Below are 24,633 nucleotides of genomic sequence, written 5' to 3'. Positions count from 1 at the left end.
TTATCTGTGGATACAAATATCTTGTTTTTTTAAAATGATTTTTTATTTATAACGTTTAGTTAATAGTATATATCTACAAAGTAATCTTTCAGAAATATGGCTAGTAAAAGTAAACGTAGACGATGTATAATAAAGATGTTTTAATATGTTATAGATATCTTGAACAATAAGATATTTTTTATTAAACTTTTGAATTTTTTTGATCATAATTATATTGATGCCATTAGGGGATACATTGTTATGGGAACAACACTAATTACTAAAAAAGATTTACTTAAAAAATTAGATATAACTACAGAAGTATTAAATTATTTAGTTAGACATGGTATGCCAAAAGATGAAGAAATGTTTGATTTTGCCAAAGTGATTTCATGGAGAGAAGAATGGTCAAAAAAAATATTGGGTAATATAGAAGTGGGTGAAGTTTTTACTAATAAAGAAATTGCAGAGAAATTTAAATGTTCTATGCAAGGCGGAATGAGAAGATCTCATAAAACTAATACTCTTGTACTCTTTAGTGATCAAACAGGAGGCAATGTTTATAAAGATAAATGGTTAAATGGTATTTTACAATACACAGGTATGGGTTTGAATGGTGACCAAATATTAGATAAAGCTCAAAATAAAGTTTTAGCTAATTCAAAATCTAATTTTGTAAAGCTTCATCTATTTGAAACCTTTAAACCAAAAGAACACACATATTTAGGAGAAGTATATTTAGCAGGAAAAATATATACTGATAATGAGCAAGATAATAGCGGTAAAATGAGGAAAGTATATAAATTTCCTTTAGCTTTAATAAATCAAAAGCAATTGATAGAAGATAAAGAGATATACAGTCATGAAGAGAATCAAATTAGATATGTTCGTAATTTGTCTAATATTAAAATAGAAGAGGAGGCAAGAAAAATTAGCAGTTATAACAAAAAAATGGCTGTTAAATATGGTAATAAAGAAGAGTTTTTATTTTCAAAAACAAAAGTATATAAACGAAATGTTTTCATATCCGAATACGTTAAGCGACTTGCAAAAGGTATCTGCCAACTCTGTCAAGAAAAAGCACCATTTATAAAAGACGGTGTACCTTATTTGCATTGTCATCACATAGAGTATTTATCAGAAGGGGGGAAAGATGTAATTGAAAATTGTATTGCATTATGTCCAAACTGTCACGCTAGAATTCATGAACTTGAGTTGCCAGATGATAAAGATAAACTAATTAAGATTGTTGCGGAGAGAGAGTATAAACTGACTCACATATAAAGAAAAATTAGCAACTTCGTTAAACCTTCTATACTTTTATAGGTACTGTATTATGCGAGCGTTCGCTATAAAAAGACTGGGTTGTATCAATATTTGTTCGAAGTTCTTTTTCATGGTCTTCTGGTAAATAGGCGTCTTCTAGAATCATATTAGAAAATGCATGAGATTTTCCAAGATAGGGAATATCTTCATAGTAACGGAGGAGCTCATACATTTTTGTAAAGTTCTAGGTTCGAGTATTAGGATCGGAAAGTCATTGTCAAATAAAGTAACTTTTACGCTTTATGGATATTTAAATATAAAATAATGAAACAATTGAACAAAAGAGAAAGGGTATGCTATAATAAACATGAAAAAAGGAACTGCGTCAACAGTTCCCTTTTGACAGCACCGCTAAAGACGGTGGCAAGTTATATAGTTATCTCAAAAAGGAGTAACCAATCTCTCGCTAAAGTGACGGTTACTTCTTTTTGTCGTTTTTGTGGGCTAAGGTTAGAATGCCAAAAATCAGTGTTGCGATCAAAGATCCAAAACTGATCATTAGCCCTAACGCTGCTTCCACAGACAAAAGGCGTCTCCTTTCTCTAAAGTTTGAGATTATGTGCATAAGCACCACCTCACTTTCAGATTAGATAGCCACCGTCATTAAACTTTACTGTCATAACTGATTATAGCATATAGGATTTGTTATTATTACCTTAAAAATAAAAACAACTGTTCTTTTGTTTTGGAAATTGAATAGAAGAATAAGCGTATGCTATAATGAAGATGAAAAAAGGAACTGCGCGAACAGTTCCCTTTTGACAGCACCGTTTAAGACGGTGGCTCAGTTTAATAATAGTTACAAAAAATAACCGTTCAAACTGGCTAAGTGTAAATTGCGGTTATTTTTTGTCGTTTTTGTGATTGCTGATTGTCAAAACTAACGTTGCAAAAGCTATCGCAAACATTAGCGCTTCAAAAACAGACAAGCTTATTCCTTTCTAGGGAGCAAGTCACAAACCAACATAGGCATCACCCAATTTCTATTGGGATTAGCCACCACATAAACTGTGCTGTCTCAATTATATATAGCATATAGACCTAGTTATTTTCTTGAAATTTCAAGTATAATTAGGTCTATTTTTTTGCTTAAAAATAAGAAACCAAGAGGGATTGTGAACTGAAAAAAGATCAAGAAAAAGGAGAAAAAAAAACTTTTTATCCGTGAAAACGTAAGTATATTAGAATCGATAGAAGTTAAAGTTATTTAGTCAAATAAGAAAAATTAAAGTTGCTTTATAACATAAGAAAGAAACAAAATAAAATAAGATTAAGGGGAACAAAAATCAATGAAACAACCAATCCCGCAGAACAAAAGGTTTCTGCGTATATCCATATCCCGTTTTGTGAGCATATCTGCCATTACTGTAACTGGCTGACTAAAATTAGTTCTTTTATTTAAAAAATTCAAATAGTTATGACTTTAAAAACGCTTTTTATGATGAGGTAAACTAATAACATCGTTATTAGTTTACAGTTGTATCGTCATATAAGACAAATAAAAAAATTGGGAGGATACAGATTTTTAAATGAAAATTAGTATTACTTACATCTGATTTGGTTGTCTCTATTACTCCATCAATCTCGATAGGATCAAATGTATTTGCTAATGAAAATACAGAAATTTCGTTGAATCAATCAATAGACAGAACTATTACTGAATAAAAGCTTACTGAAGGATTCAGGCAATTATTTAATTTAAATATTGACGATTTAATCACTATTTTGAAACAATAAGGAATTGATCCATATACAATTTTTACTGCTAGCGAAATAGCATTACAAAGAAGAAAAGAGCTACTCAGGGCTAGGGTAAATAAAGTATTTAATTTCAATAACGAAACAAAAGATATTTATTTGAACTCTTATATTGCGACTACTGCAAAAACTGTTGGGCTTGCAGCGATTGTACATTATGTAGGTTTAGGATAGCTCAAGCTATTAATGGTTCTATCGGAACTACTATTCATACAAGTAAAGGAATGATTATTCTTGTAAATAAACAACCAGGATGAAAATGGGGTTCGAATATTGATTGTTGAGTAATCATAAGTGTACGCAGCCAATAAAGTAAAGAAATCTTGATTGGCTGGTGTTTTATATGAAATATTTATCTAAAATATGGCTATTTTTTCATTATTTAATATTACTAGTGATTTTTGAATTGATTAACATATTTATTATTTATTGTTTTCCTATTTATGAGAGAATTGTAATACTTGTTCTCATTGCTTGGGGATATGAAATAATCGTAAGCCATTTAAAAAAAACATCTTTATAATCATAAGCAATAAAGAAATTGTTACATAAAATCATGAAAAAAAGACAACAGAATTATCGCTGATTGGTTAAACAATTGTTGGCCAAAAAACAAAAGAAATGATGAAGTACATAGTTAATGGGATAAGCATTAAATGAAAAGGAGATGGATACTATATGAGAATAGGTAAACTGATTACTGCTGCTCTTGGTGTGGCGAGCATAGCAAATGAAGCACGTAGTTTAGGACACCAAAATCAAGGAAGGGAATTAGAACGAAATCCGTATGTAGAAAACTTGGGTAGAATTAATTTTTTACCTGATGACATTCATCCACACGAAGTTCAACACTCGAAACACAACAATGGGATGAACGCTGACCAAACCTCAAGACTACTAGACGGAATGCAAAGAGATGATCCAAGACACCCCTATTCAGCTCAAATATCTAAAAAAAAATCTAAAAAATCTAAAAAAAATGATGAAATTCATCCACACAAAGTTCGACACTCGAAACACAATAATGTGATGAACACTGACCAAACCTCAAGACTATTAGACGAAATGCAAGTCGATGATCCAAACCCCTATTCAGCTCAAAAATCTAAACAATCAAAAGAAATTGATGTAGAATTTTCAAAGCATCTCGAGGATCAAAAAGCTCATGACGGAGCAATTTATCAACTAGTGGAAAAAGAGTCAGAATTTATCAAACTCTTAAACGGATATATTACTGAAAAACCTGCAGAAATTAATCAATTAAAATCATACCGTGAGCAGTCTGAAGAATTATGCAAAGAATTACGTCTTGTGAGGAATGATTTAAAAACTTTTGTGAATAAGACAGAACAGAAGATGGAATCGCTTGAAAAATATTTAAAAAATGATGGAATAGAGAATAGAACAGAAGTAGAAGAATATGAGTTTCGTTACATAATGGACTTAGACAATCTAAAAAACAAAAAAAGGGAGGCCAATAGTTTTTTAGCGAATTGTAGAAAGCTAACAAGATTCCTAAAAAATGAGATAAACTACCTGAGAACCCCTGCAGTGCATTCTCTTGAAACAGAAAGTCCTACTATTTTTTCACAAGAGTCTACAAAATCAAAAGGAACCCATTTGGGTAGCACTTATAAAACAACGATAAGTATGCCTGAAATAACGAATAAACCTACAACAGCGCTACCTACTCTTTCTCCACAAGAAGAATCTATAGCAATAAGATTTGAAGATCTTTCAAACAATTTCAACATGGCAACTAAAAATATAAAATATTTACGTGAACAAATTAATGAGTTCCATTTACAGTTACGCTCGAATAAGAAAATGTCTCCTAGTGATATTCAGCAGACAGAAAAAAATCTTAATATTTTTGAGAATATCATCCTTCCAACATTAAAGTGTGAAAAAACGAATATTCAATATGCAATAATTAATGAGAAAAATTGTATAGAGTTGCTTGTAAAAAAAGGAAAATTAAGCCCCTCGTTAGCAACAAAGTATACTGATGAATACAATAAACTCATTAATAACTTTGAACAATCTAATAACAGAAGAAATAAAAGAGGCCAGTCAATGAAACCTACTCTTTCAGAAAAACTAACAAATACTGCTATAAAAACTAACAAAGAATTTTCAAGAACTAAACGAGAGTCAACTTTTGAAAGGTAGTCTATAAAAAAGTGTGTAAACCCCCAGAGGTTGTATCAAGTGATGCAGAGTTTTTCAAATGGATAAACCTAAAGAAAAGAATGATTAAAAGAATTAGATTTAAAACGTACATACAACATAAAAGACAGAATGAAATAGCTAAGAAGTTCAGCAATTGAGGAGATACTTGTTGAATTACCATGTGCCTGGTCTTTTTTGATTAGTCACTGTATAAACATTACTGTCTTTACCATTACACTCATATCTCTTTATTGGCAGAAGCAGGCGTTCCGATCAAAGCGATCATGGAGCGAGTGGGTCATTCCAACATGAAAACAACTTTAGAAATTTATAACCAAGTAACCAATACAACCAAAGAAAAACGAGTCCAAGAAGTCGATTCTTTGATTTTTTAGTGGATTTGTTTGGAAAATACGGTTAGTATGCGTATATGAGAGGTTGTGAAAGCGATGGTATGCTTCAAGAATTAAGAGCGAAAAATCGAAAATAGCTTTCCATATTTTTGAATTTTTTGAACTTAATTCCGTAGAAGCAATCGCTTGAACACCGTTTAAAGAAGGTCGAAAACAGGTACGACTTTTCGACGTAAGGAGAATTTAGTTTAATGAATGAAACAACCAATCCCGCAGAACAAAAGGTTTCTGCGTATATCCATATCCCGTTTTGTGAGCATATCTGTTATTACTGTGACTTTAATAAAGTATTTTTAGAAGGTCAACCCGTAGATGAATATGTCGAGATGCTTCTAAAAGAAATGGAAATCACACTTGAACAACATCCTGTAAAAGAATTAGAAACACTGTATGTTGGTGGTGGGACACCTACGTCTTTGACTGCAGTGCAATTGGATCGTTTGTTAGCAGGCGCTAGGGAAATATTGCCTTTTAAAGAAGGAAAAGAATTTACGGTTGAAGCGAATCCTGGAGATCTAACGAAAGAAAAGCTTCAGGTCATGAAAAATTATGGAGTGAATCGTTTATCAATGGGGGTGCAAACTTTTGATAATCGGTTGCTGAAAAAAATTGGGCGGAAACATACCGCAGAGGATGTTTACCAAACAATGCGTTTTTTAGAAGAAGAAAACTTTACGAATGTGAGTATTGATCTGATTTATGCGTTACCTGGACAAACGTTAGAGGGCTATCGAGAGACATTGAATCAAGCACTTGCACTTGATTTGCCCCATTATTCATTGTATTCATTGATTTTAGAAAATAAAACGATGTTTATGAATTGGGTGCGGCAAGGGCGTTTAGAACTGCCTGATCAAGAAACCGAAACGCGAATGTTTGAAGAAACCATACAAGCGATGGAAAAAAAGGGACGTCATCAATATGAGATCAGTAATTTTGGATTGAAGGGGCATGAATCAAAACACAATTTGATGTATTGGAACAATGATCATTATTTCGGCTTTGGCGCAGGTGCAAGTGGATATCTTGGGAATAAACGATACCGTAATAAGGGACCGATTCAACATTATTTACGTCCATTAAGAGCAGGAGAACTCCCTGTTTTGGAAACTGAAGTACTTTTAAGAGAAAATCAAATCGAGGAAGAAATGTTTCTTGGGTTAAGGAAAAAGATAGGAATTTCCAAACAACATTTTTACGAACGATATCAGCAAACAATCGAATCGCTTTATTCAAAAGTTTTGACAGATTTAGAAAAAGAAGGATTATTGGTCAATGAATCCGATCGAATTTATTTAACGCCAAAAGGAACTTTTCTAGGAAATGAAGTATTTGAACGTTTCTTGCTTGAAAAATAGTTGTGAGAGGTCAATAAAACCTTTAAATTTCTTTATAGATCGATTAAATAATGGAAGGTATTAAGAAACCTATTTATCTTTCGTGTTGATCTATCAATGTATTTATCAGAGAACACCCCTTTTAGCACTCGTTAAATGAGAGTGCTAAAAGGGGTGTTCTTTTTCTTGACACACTATGCGCTTCTTGCTATATTAGTAAGTGGGTTAGCACTTAGAAGATATGAGTGCTAATGAGAGGTGAAGAAGATGTTAACACAAAGACAAAGTGAGATTTTACGTCTGATCATCCAAAACTATACGAGTAGCGGTATACCCGTCGGCTCCAAAACCTTAATGGAAGATGGAGTCAAGGCAAGCTCAGCAACGATCCGTAATGACATGAAAGCCTTAGAAGATGCTGGGTTGTTACTTAAAACTCATTCTTCATCAGGAAGGATTCCTTCAGCATTAGGTTATCGGCATTATGTGGATCATTTGCTAAAACCTGCTCGTGTAACCAATGATGATCTGCAGCAGATTCGGCTGTCTTTAAGCAAAGAATTTCATGAAATTAACGAGATTATTCAACAATCTGCTGAGATTTTATCCGAGCTGACTAGTTACACAACCTTCTCGTTAGGCCCAGAAATTAAAGACCGCCGTTTGACTGGTTTTCGTATCGTTCCTTTAAATAGTCGTCAAGTGATTGCGATTGTAGTAACTGATAAAGGAAATGTAGAAAGCCAAGTTTTTACACTTCCTGAAAATCTAGGAAGCCAAGATTTAGAAAAAATTGTTCGCATTGTCAATGAACGATTGGTGGGAGATCCATTGATGACTGTCTATCATAAATTGCGGACAGAGATTCCAATGATTTTGCATAGATATTTTCAGACAACTGAAGGAATATCAAATCTTTTTGATACGATACTCGGACATGCGTTTGAAGACAAAATTTATGTAAGTGGACAAATGAATCTACTAGATTATGAACTCCACCAAGATCTGGAGCAATTCAAATCGATGTTTTCGTTTATGACAGATACTTATGAATTAACCCAAATGATCGTCCCAACGGATAGTAACATCCACATCAAAATTGGATCTGAATTAGGAAATGAGCTTTTACAAAATATGAGCATGATCCAAGCAAGTTACGAGATTGCTGGACACGGTCGAGGTACAATAGCCTTGTTGGGACCAACCAGTATGCCTTATTCAAAAATGTTGGGTCTGGTAGATGTCTATCGTCAAGAATTAGCGAACAAGCTTGCTGATTATTATCGATCAATTGATTTGACTGGATCTTAGCATGAAAACGAATCACTGACTGATTAACGAAAAGGAGTGTGTCTTGTGAAAGAAAAAAAAGAAGAGTTAGAAAAAGACGTAGCGGATATTCAAGAAGATACGGAAATCGATACGGAAGCGACGGAAGACTCAGGTGTCTCTGACGTAGAAGCTGAAGAATTTGAGCGTTTAAATTTAAAGGCTGAAATGGAAGAGTTGGAAGATAAATATTTACGTGCTCGAGCTGAGATTGCAAATATTGCAAATCGAAGTAAAAATGAGCGTGAACAATTACAAAAATATCGTTCACAAGATCTTGCTAAAAAATTATTACCTTCAATTGATAACTTAGAGCGTGCTTTGGCTACAGATGTGGCTGATGATCAAGGTGCAAGTTTGAAAAAAGGTGTCGAAATGGTACTAGAAAGCTTGAAACAAGCACTTAAAGAAGAAGGAATCGAAAAAATCCCAGCAAAAGGAGAGGCTTTTGATCCGAACCTCCATCAAGCTGTACAAACCGTGCCAGCGACTGAAGAACTTCCAGCTGACACAATCGTCGAAGTACTACAAGAAGGTTACAAATTACATGACCGCGTATTAAGACCAACAATGGTTATTGTTGCGCAATAATGTCATGATATAAAATTAACTAAGATAAGGAGACGTTAATTATGAGTAAAATTATCGGTATTGACTTAGGTACAACCAATTCAGCAGTAGCTGTTTTAGAAGGAAACGAAGCAAAAATTATTGCAAATCCAGAAGGTAACCGTACAACTCCTTCTGTTGTCTCATTTAAAAATGGGGAAATTCAAGTGGGTGAAGTTGCTAAACGTCAAGCAGTAACGAATCCAAATACGATTTCATCGATCAAACGCCATATCGGTGAACCAGGCTATAAAGTAGAAGTAGAAGGAAAATCATATACACCACAAGAAATCTCTGCAATGATCCTTCAATATATCAAAGGATTCGCTGAAGACTATCTAGGTGAAAAAGTTGAAAAAGCAGTTATTACTGTGCCTGCTTACTTCAATGATGCACAACGTCAAGCAACAAAAGATGCTGGTAAAATTGCTGGCTTAGAAGTTGAACGTATTGTAAATGAACCAACTGCTGCAGCGCTTGCTTATGGCTTGGATAAAACAGATCGTGATGAAAAAATCCTAGTATTTGACCTTGGTGGTGGTACGTTCGACGTATCTATCCTTGAATTAGGTGATGGCGTATTTGACGTACTATCAACAGCTGGAGATAACCATCTAGGTGGGGATGACTTCGATAACAAAATCATTGATCACATGGTAGCTGAGTTCAAAAAAGAAAACGGCATTGATTTATCACAAGATAAAATGGCATTGCAACGTTTGAAAGATGCTGCAGAAAAAGCGAAAAAAGATTTATCTGGAGTATCAAGCACACAAATCAGCTTACCGTTCATCACAGCTGGCGAAGCAGGCCCTCTTCACTTAGAAATGACATTGACTCGTGCGAAATTTGATGAATTAACCGCTGATTTAGTAGAGCGTACAAAAATTCCAGTACGACAAGCCTTGAAAGATGCTGGTTTATCACAATCTGAAATTGATGAAGTTATCTTAGTTGGTGGTTCAACACGTATTCCTGCAGTTGTTGAAGCAGTAAGAAAAGAAACTGGAAAAGAACCAAACAAATCTGTAAACCCAGATGAAGTAGTAGCGATGGGTGCTGCTATCCAAGGTGGGGTTATCACAGGTGATGTCAAAGACGTTGTGTTACTTGATGTTACTCCGTTATCATTAGGTATTGAAACAATGGGTGGCGTCTTTACTAAATTAATTGATCGAAACACAACGATCCCTACAAGTAAATCACAAGTGTTCTCAACGGCTGCAGATAATCAACCTGCTGTAGATATCCATGTCTTGCAAGGTGAACGTCCGATGGCTGCTGACAACAAAACGTTAGGAAGATTCCAATTAACAGATATTCCTGCAGCACCACGTGGTGTGCCACAAATCGAAGTTACTTTTGACATTGATAAAAATGGGATCGTGAATGTTTCTGCTAAAGACCTAGGTACACAAAAAGAACAAAAAATCACGATTAAATCTTCTTCAGGTCTAACTGATGATGAAATCGAACGCATGGTAAAAGATGCAGAAGCGAATGCAGAAGCAGATAAAGCACGTAAAGAAGAAGTGGATTTACGTAACGATATTGATGCTTTACTATTCTCAGTTGACAAAACACTAAAAGAATTAGAAGGTAAAGTTGACGCAGAAGAAGTGAAAAAAGCGGAAGAAGCTCGCGATGAATTGAAAGCTGCTGTTGAAGCAAACAATATCGAAGAAATGAAAACAAAACGTGATGCATTGAATGAAATCGTGCAAAACTTGACAGTTAAATTGTATGAACAAGCTGCGCAACAACAAGCACAAGAAAATCCAGAAGCAGCACAAACAGGTGCAGATGATGTAGTAGACGCTGACTTTGAAGAAGTCGACGGAGACGACAAAAAATAATCTCATTAAGTAATCGTTAGCTGTTTAGTAGAAATGACAAGTTTCAGTAGAGAAGGTTTTCCCTTTCTCTAGCTGGGACTGTTATCATACAATACAACCTTTTGAATACGTTGTTAAACAATATTAAGCAGGATCTAAAAGACGAGTGAACCGAAGTTTATACAACAATTTACTTTGCCGTTCGTTTTTAGTGCCAATGCTTGAAAGAAGGTTTAGCAAAAGAGATCAGCTCTAAGAAATAATCCGAAGAATGCGAAAATAGATTCTCATATTTTCGAGATTCTTCGGATTATTTTCCGATAGTGCTACATTTAGAGTGGTCTAAAAGGTTAGTAGGCGTTCACTTTCAAGAATGAAGCGCAAAATAGTGACTTATCGTCTGGAGATTTGATGTGCATGATTATGCCTGTTGAATAACAGAAGTCATAAGAACAATGGGAGAATTTCTTGGACAATAGCTGTTGCTTTGAGGTAGTTCGATCTGGTCATAAGATAAGATTTGAGGAACATTCTTTCTTCAATTTGGAAAACTTGACTTAGGTATGAGCCTTAAACTAGCTTCCTTTTTTAAATACTTGAAAGTAGCAGTTTTTGTTTTCGTAAAAGTATGATATGATAACAAGCGACGTGGAAATGATGAGAACCAATAGGAGGAAAGCCTATGGCAACAAAACGTGATTATTATGAAGTCTTAGGGCTCTCGAAAGGAGCTTCTGAAGATGAAATTAAAAAAGCTTATCGAAAGCTATCAAAAAAATATCATCCAGATATCAATAAAGAAGCTGATGCAGAAGAAAAATTCAAAGAAGTATCAGAAGCTTATGAAATTTTAAGTGACCCGCAAAAACGGGCAGCTTATGATCAATATGGACACGCAGGTACCGATCCAAACTATGGCGCTGGTGGAGCCGGTGGCGGCTTTGGTGGTTTTGGCGGCTTTTCGGGTGGCGGTTTTGGCGGCTTCGAAGATATCTTTGATTCATTCTTTGGCGGTGGCGGTCGTACGGTAGACCCTAATGCGCCAAGACAGGGTGCGGATTTACAGTATACGATCGATCTTTCTTTTGAAGAAGCGATTTTTGGCGTAGAAAAAGAAATCAAGTATAATCGAGAAGAAATTTGTCATACTTGCCATGGAAATGGTGCGAAACCTGGAACACAACCAACAACTTGTCATAAGTGTCATGGATCAGGGACAATCAATGTGGAACGTCAAACGCCACTTGGCCGTGTGATGAGTCGTCAAACTTGTGACGTTTGTCATGGTACTGGTAAAGAAATCAAAGATCCTTGTCCAACTTGTCATGGTTCTGGTCACGAAAAGAAAGCACATTCTGTTAAGGTGAATGTACCAGCAGGTGTAGAAGAAGGACAACAAATGCGTCTGGCAGGTCAAGGTGAAGCTGGAGAAAACGGCGGACCATTTGGTGATCTATATGTTGTATTCCGTGTGGAAGAAAGTGATATTTTCGATCGTGATGGTTCAGAGATCTATTACGAATTGCCATTGAGTTTTGTACAAGCTGCTTTAGGTGATGAAGTAAAAGTGCCAACCGTTCATGGAGATGTCAAACTTAAAATTCCGGCAGGTACGCAAACAGGAACGAATTTCCGTTTACGTGGCAAAGGAGCGCCTAAACTTCGTGGAGGAGCTACTGGGGATCAACATGTGAAAGTGAAGTTGATCACGCCGAAGAACTTAAATGAACAGCAACGTGAAGCATTGCGTGCTTTTGCTGAAGCTGGCGGCATCAAAGTAGAAGAACAACAAGAAGATGGCTTCTTTGATAAAGTGAAAGATGCCTTTGGCGGTAAGAAAAGAAAATAAAAGAAAAGCAAATCAATAAATTCAGCTAGCATCTCTGGCAGTTAGACCAACATCTAATTGCTGGAGAATCGCCCGCCCTCTTATTGATTTGCTTTTTTTTATTTAGACAGGAGAAAGTGGCAAACAAATAATTAAAGCAGGGACGAAAGAAGAGGACAAAAAGGAATCAAGTGTTTTTTGTCAATTTTATAAATGCCTTTAAAATAAAGACCGTTGCAAGGGATAGGCATCCTTTTGCAACGGTCTTTAACAATTTCATCATCTTAAGGTTAAATATCTAGTACTTTATCTAGGAAATCTTTTGTTCGTTCATTTTGTGGATTTTCAAAGATTTGTTGTGGTGTGCCATCTTCTAGGAAATTCCCTCCATCAATAAACATGACACGATTGGCAACTTCTTTAGCAAAGCCCATTTCGTGTGTAACGATAACCATCGTCATCCCTTGCTTAGCTAATTTTTTCATGACGTTCAAGACATCTCCGACCATTTCTGGGTCTAGTGCAGAAGTTGGTTCGTCGAAGAGCATGATATCAGGATTCATCGCTAGAGCACGAGCGATAGCGACCCGTTGTTTTTGTCCACCAGAAAGCATTTCTGGATACATGTCTTTTTTATCTTCAAGGCCGACGGTTTGTAGCAATTTGATTGCTTTCTTTTCAGCGGCTTCTTTTGATTCTTTTTTCAAATCCATAGGTGCTAATGTAATGTTTTCTAGCACTGAAAGATGTGGGAATAGATTAAAATGTTGGAATACCATTCCAATGTGTTGTCTTACCAAATTGATATCGGTGTTTTTGTCCATTAAGTGGGCCCCGTCAATGATGATTTCGCCGTCTGAAGGCTCTTCTAAACGGTTTAAGCAACGTAGGAAGGTACTTTTTCCTGAACCGGAAGGACCGATGATACAAACAACGTCACCTTCGTTGATTGAAACATTGATATCATTTAAAACGGTATTTTCACCGTATTTTTTTACAAGATGTTCAACTAGAATTTTTTCAGCCATCTTATTTCACCTTCTTTTCTAAAACTTTTGCTAATTTTGTCAGAATAGTAATGAGGATCAAATACATGATAGCAATAATTAGATAGACGTACGTACTTTGTGTCGTACGTGCAACGATAATTTTACCAGTTTGCAGTAACTCTACCACACCGATCGCTGAGATGATTGTTGTATCTTTCAATGAAATAACGAATTGGTTCACGAAAGATGGCAACATGATCTTGATTGCTTGTGGTAAGATGATTTTTTGCATGGTTCGATTATATGAAAGTCCTAAACTGCGAGAAGCTTCCATTTGACCAACTGGCACAGCTTTGATCCCACCACGAACGATTTCTGCGATATAAGCGCTGGCGTTCAAAGTTAGTGTGATAATCCCGGCAATGAAGTCGGGAATAGTAAATCCGACGATACCTGGTAATCCAAAGAAGATGAAGAATGCAAGAACCATCATTGGAATACCGCGGATGACATCGACATAAATACTTGCAATTGTTCGTAGGGCTCTGATTGGCGCTACGCTGAATAAACCAAAGATAACACCAACAACTAATGCCAAGGCGAATGAAATTAAAGTTAATAAGATCGTTTGCCATAAACCTTTTAGTAAAACTTTGTAGTTGTTTTGTAATAGACCAGTTAGTGTAGATTCATCTTTGCTGGCTTTAGTAGGCGTATTATCTGTTGAGATATATTTGTTGATGATTTTATCGTATTCGCCAGTTCGTTTTAATTCTTTTAGACCTTCGTTGAACATTTGTAATAGTTCAGGATTTTGGCCTTTTTTCACAGCAAAAGCGTATTTACCACCAGATTCTTTAGCAATCGGTGTTTCTAATTGTTGATTGTTTTTAATTGCATAGCCGATAACAGGGTAGTCGTCCATCATGGCGTCAATTGCGCCAACTCTCAATCCGTCATATAACTGATCTGCAGAATCGAAGTACTTGATGGTATAGCCGTACTGGTCTTCGTGGGCATTTAAAAAATCAGCACTTTCAGTTCCAACTTTGGCACCTACTGTTTTTCCTTTTAGGTCTTCATAGGACTTGATTGAATTGTCTCCTTTTTTGACAGCGATTTGAATCCCGCTTTCAAAATAAGGATCTGAGAAATCATAGCTTTTTTTTCGTTCATCGGTCACAGTCATTCCTGCGATCATTCCATCTGCTTGACCAGATTCTAACGCTTGTAGCGCAGCAGAGAAACCACGATAATCCATACGTAGGTTAAATCCTTGCAGTTTGGAGATTGCCTCCATTAATCCAACATCAATTCCCTCGTATTTGCCTTCAGCGTTTTGAAACTCGAAAGGTGCAAAAGCTGAATCGCTGGCAATGACATACGTCTCTTTCTTAGGTTCTATTTTTTGCATCGTCTCGCTCGTACTTGAGTCAGCAGTAGTTTTATCGTCAGCTTGTACAGGATTGCTAAGCGCAAATGTGACAAGTCCTGTCATTATGAAAATAATCGTATGAAGCAAATGCTTTTTTTTCATAATTAACCTCCTAAAATTTCAATAACTTTTCATATTTTCCTATTATATGCGAAAACTAATAATAGATACAAGCTGAGTTGCTGAAAAAAATAAAAAAAATGTCATTTTGTAACAATCTATGTTATAAAATGTAACATAATAAATGTAGAGAGGAATCTGACGTAAGATAAATAATTACTTAAGGGACATTATTGATATATAATTTTGCTGCCTAATTTACTACATAATACATGTATGAATTTATATAATATAGTAGAAAAGAAAAAACTCAAAAGTAGCGAAAGTATGTTCGGTGTGGTATAATAAATCAACAAGGAATGCCTTTGCTTTCCTTTTCTTTTTTGTGGTCGTAAAATGAAGAGGAAAGAATGAAAAGGAGGATGAAATATGATAGAAAGAGATACCTCCCGACACTTTGAGTTGGTGTCAAAATATCAACCAGCAGGAGATCAACCCGAAGCCATTACACAGTTAGTTGATGGGGTAGTTGGTGGAAAGAAAGCTCAGATACTTTTAGGGGCAACTGGTACAGGGAAGACGTACACCGTTTCGAATTTGATTGAAAAAGTGAATAAGCCAACATTGATTATTGCCCACAATAAAACATTAGCTGGACAATTATATGGGGAGTTCAAAGAATTTTTCCCCAATAATGCAGTTGAATATTTTGTATCTTATTACGATTATTATCAACCTGAAGCTTATGTCCCTTCAAGTGATACTTACATTGAAAAGGATTCTAGTGTCAATGATGAAATTGATAAATTACGACATTCGGCAACCAGTTCGTTATTAGAACGAAATGACGTGATCGTGATTGCTTCTGTTTCTTGCATCTTTGGTTTGGGTTCACCTTTTGAGTATCAAAAACAAGTCGTTTCAATTAGACAAGGAGCTGAGCTTGATCGTAATCAATTGATTCGTGATTTAGTTAGTATCCAATTTGAGCGCAACGATATTGATTTTCAACGTGGTCGTTTTCGAGTACGTGGGGACGTTGTGGAGATTTTCCCAGCCAGTCGGGATGAACGTGCGTTGCGTGTTGAATTTTTTGGGGATGAGGTCGAAAGGATTCGTGAAGTCAATGCGTTGACTGGTGAGGTCTTGGGAGAAACTGAGCATGTGGCGATATTTCCAGCGACTCACTTTGTTACAAATGATGAACACATGGAACATGCGGTTGCAAACATCAAAGCAGAACTGGAACAACGTTTGACTGTTTTGCGAAATGAGAATAAATTGTTAGAGGCTCAACGGCTAGAACAACGAACGAACTATGATATTGAAATGATGTTAGAGATGGGTTATACATCTGGAATCGAAAATTATTCGCGACACATGGATGGTCGAAAAGAAGGTGAGCCACCATACACATTACTTGATTTCTTTCCCGAAGATTCATTAATGATTATTGATGAATCGCATGTGACAATGCCGCAAATTCGGGGAATGTACAATGGTGACCGCGCAAGAAAACAGATGTTAGTCGATTATGGTTTTCGTTTACCATCGGCATTAGACAATCGTCCGTTACGTTTAGAAGAGTTTGAAAAGCACGTGAATCAAATCGTTTATGTATCTGCTACGCCTGGTCCATATGAGTATGAACAAACGGATACAGTGATTCAACAGATCATCCGACCAACTGGGCTACTAGATCCAATCATCGAAGTGCGGCCGATCATGGGGCAAATTGATGATCTGGTAGGAGAAATCAATGAACGAGTTGAAAAAGATCAGCGCGTGTTTGTAACTACATTGACAAAGAAAATGTCTGAAGATTTGACTGATTATTTTAAAGAATTAGGAATCAAAGTCAAATATCTGCATAGTGATATCAAAACATTAGAACGTACCGAAATCATTCGTGATCTTCGTTTAGGTGAATTCGATGTACTTGTAGGAATCAACTTGTTACGTGAAGGACTTGATGTACCGGAAGTTTCGCTAGTAGCGATTTTGGATGCAGATAAAGAAGGCTTTTTACGGAGCGAACGTTCTTTAGTACAGACGATTGGACGTGCAGCACGGAATGCAGAAGGAAAAGTGATTATGTATGCTGACAAAGTGACTGATTCTATGCGCAAGGCTATCGATGAAACTGCTAGACGACGTAGTATCCAAGAACAATATAATCAAGAGCATGGTATCGTGCCGAAAACGATCATCAAAGAGATCCGTGATTTGATTTCCATCACGAAAGAATCCGAAGATGATGCAAAAGAAACGGTTCAAGTATCCTATGAAGAAATGACAAGAGAAGAAAAAGCTACATTATTAATGAAATTAGAAAAAGAAATGAAAGATGCTGCTAAAGCATTAGATTTCGAGACAGCCGCAAATGTACGGGATATGATTCTTGAACTAAAGGCGTCAGAGTAGGGGGATTATATGGCAAATGATAAAATAATTATCCATGGTGCAAGAGCCCACAATTTAAAAAACATCAATGTGACAATTCCGCGAGATAAATTTGTGGTGGTCACTGGATTATCTGGTTCTGGGAAAAGTTCGTTAGCATTCGATACATTATATGCAGAAGGACAAAGAAGATATGTCGAAAGTCTTTCTGCTTATGCACGGCAATTTTTAGGGCAAATGGATAAACCGGATGTTGATAGTATTGATGGGCTAAGTCCAGCAATTTCAATTGATCAAAAAACAACTAGTAAAAACCCTCGTTCAACAGTAGGAACTGTCACAGAAATCAATGATTATCTCCGATTGCTGTTCGCACGTGTGGGGCATCCTATCTGTCCGAATGATCACATTGAGATCACCAGCCAATCTATTGATCAAATGGCTGATAAAGTTTTAGAATTACCTGAACGAACTAAAATTCAAGTTCTTGCGCCGATCATTGTCAAGAAAAAAGGCCAACATAAAAAAGTTTTTGAACGTATTCAAAAAGAAGGATACGTACGTGTTCGAGTGGATGGAGAAATCTATGACTTAAGTGAAGTACCAGAATTAGAAAAAAATAAAAAGCATGATATCGCAATTGTCATAGACCGTGTCATCATAAAAGAAGGAATCCGTTCACGTTTGTTTGATTCAATCGAAGCTGCCTTGCGTTTAGCAGAAGGCTATGTTTTGATTGATGTCATCGGAGAAGAGGAAATGCTGTTTAGCGAGCATTACGCTTGTCCTTATTGTGGCTTTACTGTTGGTGAATTGGAACCAAGACTGTTTTCTTTCAATGCGCCATTTGGTGCTTGTCCTGATTGTGATGGTCTTGGTGTCAAATTAGAAGTGGACCAAGATTTAGTGATACCTGATCGTACGAAGACGTTGAGTCAAGGAGCGATCGTCCCTTGGAATCCAATCAGTTCACAATACTATCCACAGATGCTGGCTCAAGCCTGTGAAAGTTATGGGATTGATATGGAGACGCCTTTTGAAGAGTTGCCACTTGAACATCAAGAAATCGTGCTCAATGGGACAGACGAGCTGTTCCATTTCCACTATGAGAATGATTTCGGTGGTGTTCGTGATGTTGAAACAACTTTTGAAGGGGTATTGAAAAACATTAAGCGTCGGTACCATGATACAAACAGTGATTTCACAAGAGAGCAAATGAGACAATATATGACTGAATTGACTTGTCAAACTTGTCATGGGTATCGTTTGAATCCTCAAGCTTTATCCGTTCAAATCAATGGGACGAATATTGGACAAACGAACGAGTTGTCTATCCAAAAAGCGGTCAACTTCTTTTCAAATTTGACCCTTTCAGACCAAGAAAAAGTAATAGCTAAACCGATTTTAAAAGAAGTGAATGATCGACTTTCATTTTTAGAAAATGTTGGTCTCGATTATTTAACGCTGAGTCGTGCATCAGGAACTCTTTCAGGAGGAGAAGCACAGCGGATCCGTTTGGCTACTCAAATTGGTTCGAATCTCTCAGGAGTTCTTTATATTTTAGATGAACCTTCTATCGGACTCCACCAACGAGACAACGATCGGTTGATCGGTTCATTGAAGAAAATGCGTGATCTGGGGAATACATTAGTCGTGGTCGAGCATGATGAAGATACGATGCGTGCGGCAGATTATTTGATTGATGTGGGCCCTGGTGCGGGGCATCAAGGAGGAGAAATCGTTTCAGCTGGCACGCCAGCAGAAGTTGCTGCTGATGAAGATTCTTTGACTGGACAATATCTATCCGGTAAAAAGAGTATCCCAGTTCCAACTGAACGACGAAAAGGGAATGGACAAGCTATCAAAATCACTGGGGCAACGGAAAATAATTTGAAAAATATTTCAGTGGAATTTCCTTTAGGTGAATTTGTTGCGGTGACTGGTGTGTCCGGTTCAGGTAAGAGTACATTGGTCAATAGTATCCTAAAACGAGCTCTTGCACAAAAAATCAATCGTAATTCAGCAAAACCTGGTAAATTCAAATCAATTTCCGGTTATGAAAGTATTGAAAAAATCATTGATATCGATCAAAGTCCGATTGGGCGCACACCACGAAGCAATCCTGCGACATATACTAGTGTATTTGATGATATTAGAGATTTATTTGCACAAACAAATGAAGCTAAAATGCGTGGGTATAAAAAAGGCCGTTTTAGTTTCAACGTTAAAGGTGGACGTTGTGAAGCCTGCCGAGGCGATGGAATTATTAAGATTGAAATGCACTTTCTACCTGATGTTTACGTTCCTTGTGAAGTTTGTCATGGGAAGCGATATAATTCTGAAACGCTAGAAGTTCATTATAAAGGAAAAAGTATTGCAGATATTTTAGAAATGACGGTTGAAGATGCCGTTGAATTTTTCCAACCAATCCCTAAGATTCATCGAAAACTTCAAACCATTGTCGATGTTGGTCTAGGCTACGTTACGATGGGGCAACCAGCTACAACATTATCTGGTGGGGAAGCACAGCGGATGAAACTCGCTAGTGAATTACACAAAATAGCGAATGGTAAGAACTTTTATATTTTAGATGAACCAACGACTGGTTTGCATACAGATGATATTGCCCGGCTACTTGATGTCTTGCAACGTTTAGTAGATGCAGGGAATACGGTATTAGTGATCGAGCATAACCTTGATGTTATTAAAACCGCTGATCATATTATTGATCTTGGACCAGAAGGCGGGGAAGGTGGCGGTACGATTTTAGCCACTGGTACACCTGAAGAAATCATTGAGGTGAAAGAGAGTTATACTGGTCGATACTTAAAAAAAATCATGAATGGTGAAAACCAACTGGATAGTTAAAAAAAAATTAAAATCAAGTATCTATTCTTGTTTTATTGACCAGTATAGACTAAAATACGAAACATGGTAGTTCTTTCTACACTAATTGGTATAGATAAAAACTTCCTATAAGTTCAATCCGTTCAAAAAAGAATTGAGCAATCGGAGGAGATTCCTTTGATTGCTTTTTTCTTTATGGTATGATATTCCTTGTGTAGTTGAAAAAGAAAACTAGAGATTATGAGTAAGTGAGAGATAATGATGAACAGTAATGTAAACGAAGAATTTATTCCTATTTTATTGGGTAGCGACATGAATGTCTATGGAATGGCACGTTCATTTCATGAAGCGTATGGCAAAGTTTGCCAGGCGTATGCATCAAATCAGTTGGCACCAACTCGCTATAGCAAAATTGTCAAAGTAGACGTAATTCCTGGTTTTGATAAAGATCCGGTCTTTATTGAGTCCATGTTACGTTTAGCAAGAGAGAAATATTCAGATCAAACGAAGAAGTATCTCTTGATTGCATGTGGAGATGGCTATGCAGAACTGATTTCTCAGCATAAAGAAGAACTCTCAAAGTATTTTATTTGTCCTTACATCGATTATTCGTTATTTAAACGTCTGATTAATAAGGTTAGTTTTTATGAAGTTTGCGAGGAATACCAGTTACCTTATCCCAAAACGTTGATTGTTAGAAAAGAAATGTTAGTTGATGGGCATTTGAATCAAGAGTTACCATTTGACTTTCCAGTGGCATTAAAGCCGGCAAACAGCGTAGAATACTTATCTGTCCAATTTGAAGGTCGAAAAAAAGCCTTTATTATCGATAATCGTGAAGAATTTGACTTGATCTTAGGTCGTATTTACGAAGCAGGTTATACAAGTGAAATGATCGTCCAAGATTTCATTCCTGGGGATGATAGTAATATGCGTGTGTTAAATGCTTATGTCGATGAAAACCATCAAGTAAGAATGATGTGTTTAGGTCACCCATTACTAGAAGATCCAACACCAGCTTCGATTGGTAATTATGTGGTGATCATGCCAGATTATAATGAAAAGATCTATCAAACGATTAAACGATTTTTAGAAGATATTTCCTATACTGGTTTTGCGAATTTTGATATGAAATACGATCCAAGAGATGGTGAATACAAACTTTTTGAAATCAACCTTCGTCAGGGAAGAAGCAGTTTCTTTGTCACTCTTAATGGCTTGAATTTAGCAAAATTTGTGACAGAAGACCGTGTATTTGAAGTTCCATTCACAGGGACTACCTATGGGACGAGCCAATCGGATCAAGCAAAATTATGGATGGGTGTACCTAACAAGGTCTTTTTAACTTATGCAAAAGCAAATGAAGACAAAAAAGTTGCAGAAAAAATGATTAAAGAAAATCGTTATGGAACGACTGTTTTTTATGAGAAAGATCGTTCGCTCAAACGCTGGTTATTGATGAAGTATATGTTTAGAAATTACATTCCTCGATTTAAAAAATACTTTCATGTGAAAGAAGGTTGATTCATGGAAAACTTTTTTAGTATTTTGGGCGGAATGGGAACGATGGCCACAGAGAGTTTTGTCCGTCTAATCAATCATCGAACCAAAGCCTCAAAAGATCAGGAATATTTAAATTATGTATTATTTAATCATGCGACAGTTCCTGATCGAACGGCTTATATTTTAGATAGGGAACAAGAAAGTCCAATGCCTTACCTACTAGATGATGTTGAAAAACAAAATTTACTCAAACCAAATTTTATCGTTTTAACGTGTAATACAGCTCATTATTTCTTTGATGAACTTCAAGCAGCCACTGAGATTCCGATTCTTCATATGCCACGAGAAGCGGCAAATGAGCTTGTCAGACAAAACACAACTGGTAAAGTAGCCATCCTGGGTACGGAAGGTAGCATGAAAGCTGGAATTTATGAAAAGGAAGTGAGACAGCTAGGCTTTGAGGCTGTCATTCCTGATGCTCAACTTCAGGCGAAAATCAACCATTTGATTTATCATGATATCAAAGAATCAGATTATTTAAACAAAGAACTATACTACGAAATTTTGGCAGAAGCGGTGGCGCGATTTGATTGCGAAAAAATTATTTTAGGCTGTACAGAATTATCGTTGATGCAAGAGTATGTAGGGGAAAATGAATATCCCGTCATTGACGCACAGTCAATCTTAGCTGATCAAACGATCGCCCGTGCCTTACAACACCGACAAGCTACCATATCAAGTTGAAAACTTTTATGAGCAAAGATTAGGGGCGGATACCTACAGTGGTATTTGTCCCTATTTTTATCGACAACTTCATTTTTAAGAATGTTTAACTGGTAATGATACGCCCGGAAGTGATATAATTTTAGGAAGAGATATGAGAGGGGGCCGTTTGATATGGCTGATAATTTACAACTAGTAATCATCACAGGGATGAGTGGCGCTGGGAAGACGGTCGCTATTCAAAGTTTTGAAGATATGGGGTATTTCTGTATTGATAATATGCCACCAAATCTAATTCCAAAGTTTTGGGAATTGATCAAAGAATCGGGTAAAGTGACGAAAATGGCATTAGTGGTAGACTTGCGTTCACGCTCGTTTTTTGAAGAAATCCAAAATATGTTAGTCGAAATTGAGAATACGGATTTTATCGATACGTCGATTTTATTTTTAGATGCATCCGATGAAGAATTAGTCGCACGATACAAGGAAACAAGACGTACCCATCCAATGGCAATGAACGGTTTAGTCACGGAAGGAATTCGTAAAGAACGTGCGATATTGAATGATCTAAAGATGCAGGCCTCGGTCATTATAGACACGACGACTTTAACACCACGTCAGTTAAGGGAAAAAATCAATCAAACGTTTAAGACCAAAGGCGATCAAGGCTTTCGAATCGAATTTGTTTCCTTTGGATTCAAATATGGCTTGCCAATTGATTCAGATATCGTGATGGATGTACGCTTTTTACCAAATCCCCACTATATCCCTGAATTAAGACCTTTGACAGGAAAAGATCAACCAGTTTATGACTATGTGATGTCATTTGATGAAACTGAGCTGTTTTATAATAAGTTTTTAGATTTATTACAGACGGTTTTACCAGGATATATCAAAGAAGGTAAAAGCAGCTTGACGATTGCTATTGGCTGTACCGGAGGGCAACACCGTTCAGTTGCGTTAACAGAACGTTTATCAGGTGCTTTGAAAGAAAATTATAAAGTCAATGTGACTCACCGTGACAAAGATAAACGGAAAGAGACGGTGAATCGCTCGTGAAGATGAAAACTTACCGTATAAGAAAGCCCAAAATCGTTGTCGTTGGGGGTGGCACAGGCTTACCGGTTATTTTAAAAAGCTTGCGTAACCAAGGGGCTGATATTACAGCAATCGTAACTGTCGCAGATGACGGGGGCAGTAGCGGTGCAATCAGAGAATCAATTGCGATGGCGCCCCCTGGCGATTTGAGGAATGTGTTGGTTTCATTGTCGGATATGCCACAATTTTATGAAGATATCTTTCAGTATCGTTTTAAAAAAGAAGATCAATTTTTAGCCAATCATACGATTGGTAATTTGATCATTGCCGCTGTCGCAGAAATGAGAGGAAGTACATACGAAGCAGTACAACTCCTATCTAAGATGATGCATGTGGACGGTCATATCTATCCTTCTTCTGAAACACCATTAACACTCCATGCAGTTTTTAAAGATGGTACTACTGCGGTGGGGGAATCAAAAATTGCGGTCGATCGAAAAACGATTGATCATGTCTATGTGCGAAATACCACGGATGATAGCGAAGCCAAACCAGCACGAAAAGTTGTTTCTGCCATTATGGAGGCAGATATGGTCGTTTTAGGACCGGGTAGTTTGTTTACTAGCATTTTACCTAATTTGGTCATCCAAGAAATTGGAGAAGCAGTAGCTAAAACAGAAGCCGAAGTGGTGTATATTTGTAATATCATGACACAAAAAGGTGAAACAGAACATTTTACAGATGCTGATCATATTCGGGTGTTGCATGAACATTTGAAACGACCATTTATTGATACTGTTTTAGTTAACACAGAAAAAGTACCAGCAGGTTATATGGATCCCGAAATTTACGATGAATACCTCGTACAAGTAACCCATGATTTTCATGGATTACGGAATGAAGGTTGTCGAGTGATTTCGACTGACTTTTTAGAATTAAAAAATGGAGGTGTCTTCCATGATGGTGAAAAAGTTGTGGAAGAGCTATTTCGTTTGGTTTTTGGTTCCAAATATTAAACGGTAGGTTACTAAAAGAAAGGAGGAGAATAG

The 24,633-nt window shown here is 36.5% G+C and carries 16 protein-coding genes; 13 read left to right on the top strand and 3 right to left on the bottom strand.

Annotation, left to right across the window (positions count from 1 at the left end; translation table 11 throughout):
- Positions 1-240 precede the first annotated feature (240 nt).
- On the top strand, positions 241-1,263 hold the full coding sequence (locus IGK81_RS07600; protein WP_034698278.1) for an HNH endonuclease: 1,023 nt from the start codon (positions 241-243) through the stop codon (positions 1,261-1,263).
- A 460-nt stretch (positions 1,264-1,723) separates the two neighbouring features.
- On the opposite strand, the gene IGK81_RS07595 is transcribed toward IGK81_RS07600, so the two are convergent.
- Entirely contained in the window at positions 1,724-1,870 is a 147-nt protein-coding gene (locus tag IGK81_RS07595) for a putative holin-like toxin (protein WP_081186522.1), read from the bottom strand.
- A 1,871-nt stretch (positions 1,871-3,741) separates the two neighbouring features.
- Here IGK81_RS07595 and IGK81_RS07590 point away from each other — a divergent pair.
- From IGK81_RS07590 to dnaJ, 6 genes are all read left to right on the top strand, one after another.
- On the top strand, positions 3,742-5,235 hold the full coding sequence (locus IGK81_RS07590) for a hypothetical protein (RefSeq protein ID WP_232622372.1): 1,494 nt from the start codon (positions 3,742-3,744) through the stop codon (positions 5,233-5,235).
- Between the two features lie 604 nt (positions 5,236-5,839).
- On the top strand, positions 5,840-7,006 hold the full coding sequence (hemW, locus tag IGK81_RS07585; protein WP_034698273.1) for a radical SAM family heme chaperone HemW: 1,167 nt from the start codon (positions 5,840-5,842) through the stop codon (positions 7,004-7,006).
- A 246-nt stretch (positions 7,007-7,252) separates the two neighbouring features.
- Positions 7,253-8,296, top strand: a complete 1,044-nt coding sequence (hrcA, locus tag IGK81_RS07580; RefSeq protein WP_010718939.1) for a heat-inducible transcriptional repressor HrcA — start codon at positions 7,253-7,255, stop codon at positions 8,294-8,296.
- Positions 8,297-8,341: 45 nt separating this feature from the next.
- Positions 8,342-8,905 (top strand): nucleotide exchange factor GrpE, encoded by a 564-nt coding sequence (gene grpE, locus IGK81_RS07575; RefSeq protein ID WP_010718940.1) that lies wholly within the window; start codon positions 8,342-8,344, stop codon positions 8,903-8,905.
- A 41-nt stretch (positions 8,906-8,946) separates the two neighbouring features.
- Positions 8,947-10,779 (top strand): molecular chaperone DnaK, encoded by a 1,833-nt coding sequence (gene dnaK, locus IGK81_RS07570; protein ID WP_010718941.1) that lies wholly within the window; start codon positions 8,947-8,949, stop codon positions 10,777-10,779.
- A 661-nt stretch (positions 10,780-11,440) separates the two neighbouring features.
- The gene (gene dnaJ, locus IGK81_RS07565) at positions 11,441-12,607 is read left to right on the top strand and encodes a molecular chaperone DnaJ (protein ID WP_010718942.1); all 1,167 of its coding nucleotides are present in this window, start codon (positions 11,441-11,443) and stop codon (positions 12,605-12,607) included.
- A 269-nt stretch (positions 12,608-12,876) separates the two neighbouring features.
- On the opposite strand, the gene IGK81_RS07560 is transcribed toward dnaJ, so the two are convergent.
- Entirely contained in the window at positions 12,877-13,614 is a 738-nt protein-coding gene (locus tag IGK81_RS07560) for an amino acid ABC transporter ATP-binding protein (RefSeq protein WP_010718943.1), read from the bottom strand.
- A 1-nt stretch (position 13,615) separates the two neighbouring features.
- A complete protein-coding gene (locus IGK81_RS07555; protein ID WP_010737741.1) occupies positions 13,616-15,112 on the bottom strand; it encodes an amino acid ABC transporter substrate-binding protein/permease in 1,497 nt (498 codons plus the stop codon).
- 387 nt (positions 15,113-15,499) lie between these two features.
- Between IGK81_RS07555 and uvrB the strand changes: the two genes are divergently transcribed.
- From uvrB to IGK81_RS07525, 6 genes are all read left to right on the top strand, one after another.
- Complete coding sequence (gene uvrB, locus IGK81_RS07550; RefSeq protein WP_034698271.1) at positions 15,500-17,494, top strand: excinuclease ABC subunit UvrB; 1,995 nt, start codon at positions 15,500-15,502, stop codon at positions 17,492-17,494.
- A gap of 9 nt (positions 17,495-17,503) precedes the next feature.
- Complete coding sequence (uvrA, locus tag IGK81_RS07545) at positions 17,504-20,341, top strand: excinuclease ABC subunit UvrA (RefSeq protein ID WP_010737739.1); 2,838 nt, start codon at positions 17,504-17,506, stop codon at positions 20,339-20,341.
- A gap of 237 nt (positions 20,342-20,578) precedes the next feature.
- Complete coding sequence (locus tag IGK81_RS07540) at positions 20,579-21,844, top strand: D-aspartate ligase (protein WP_010718947.1); 1,266 nt, start codon at positions 20,579-20,581, stop codon at positions 21,842-21,844.
- Positions 21,845-21,847: 3 nt separating this feature from the next.
- Complete coding sequence (locus tag IGK81_RS07535; protein ID WP_010718948.1) at positions 21,848-22,567, top strand: amino acid racemase; 720 nt, start codon at positions 21,848-21,850, stop codon at positions 22,565-22,567.
- 153 nt (positions 22,568-22,720) lie between these two features.
- Positions 22,721-23,605, top strand: coding sequence for an RNase adapter RapZ (gene rapZ, locus IGK81_RS07530; protein ID WP_010718949.1), 885 nt, complete (start codon positions 22,721-22,723; stop codon positions 23,603-23,605).
- Positions 23,602-24,600 carry a gluconeogenesis factor YvcK family protein gene (locus IGK81_RS07525; protein WP_010718950.1) on the top strand — a complete coding sequence of 333 codons (999 nt, stop codon included), beginning with the start codon at positions 23,602-23,604 and terminating at the stop codon, positions 24,598-24,600. The genes rapZ and IGK81_RS07525 overlap by 4 nt, the downstream gene beginning before the upstream one ends.
- Positions 24,601-24,633 lie beyond the last annotated feature (33 nt).

This window comes from Enterococcus sp. DIV0703, from assembly GCF_051711065.1.
GTDB classification, from domain to species: domain Bacteria; phylum Bacillota; class Bacilli; order Lactobacillales; family Enterococcaceae; genus Enterococcus_B; species Enterococcus_B hirae.
The sequence above is the reverse complement of the archived record's forward strand: the minus strand, read 5'-3'. Positions and strand labels throughout refer to the sequence as shown.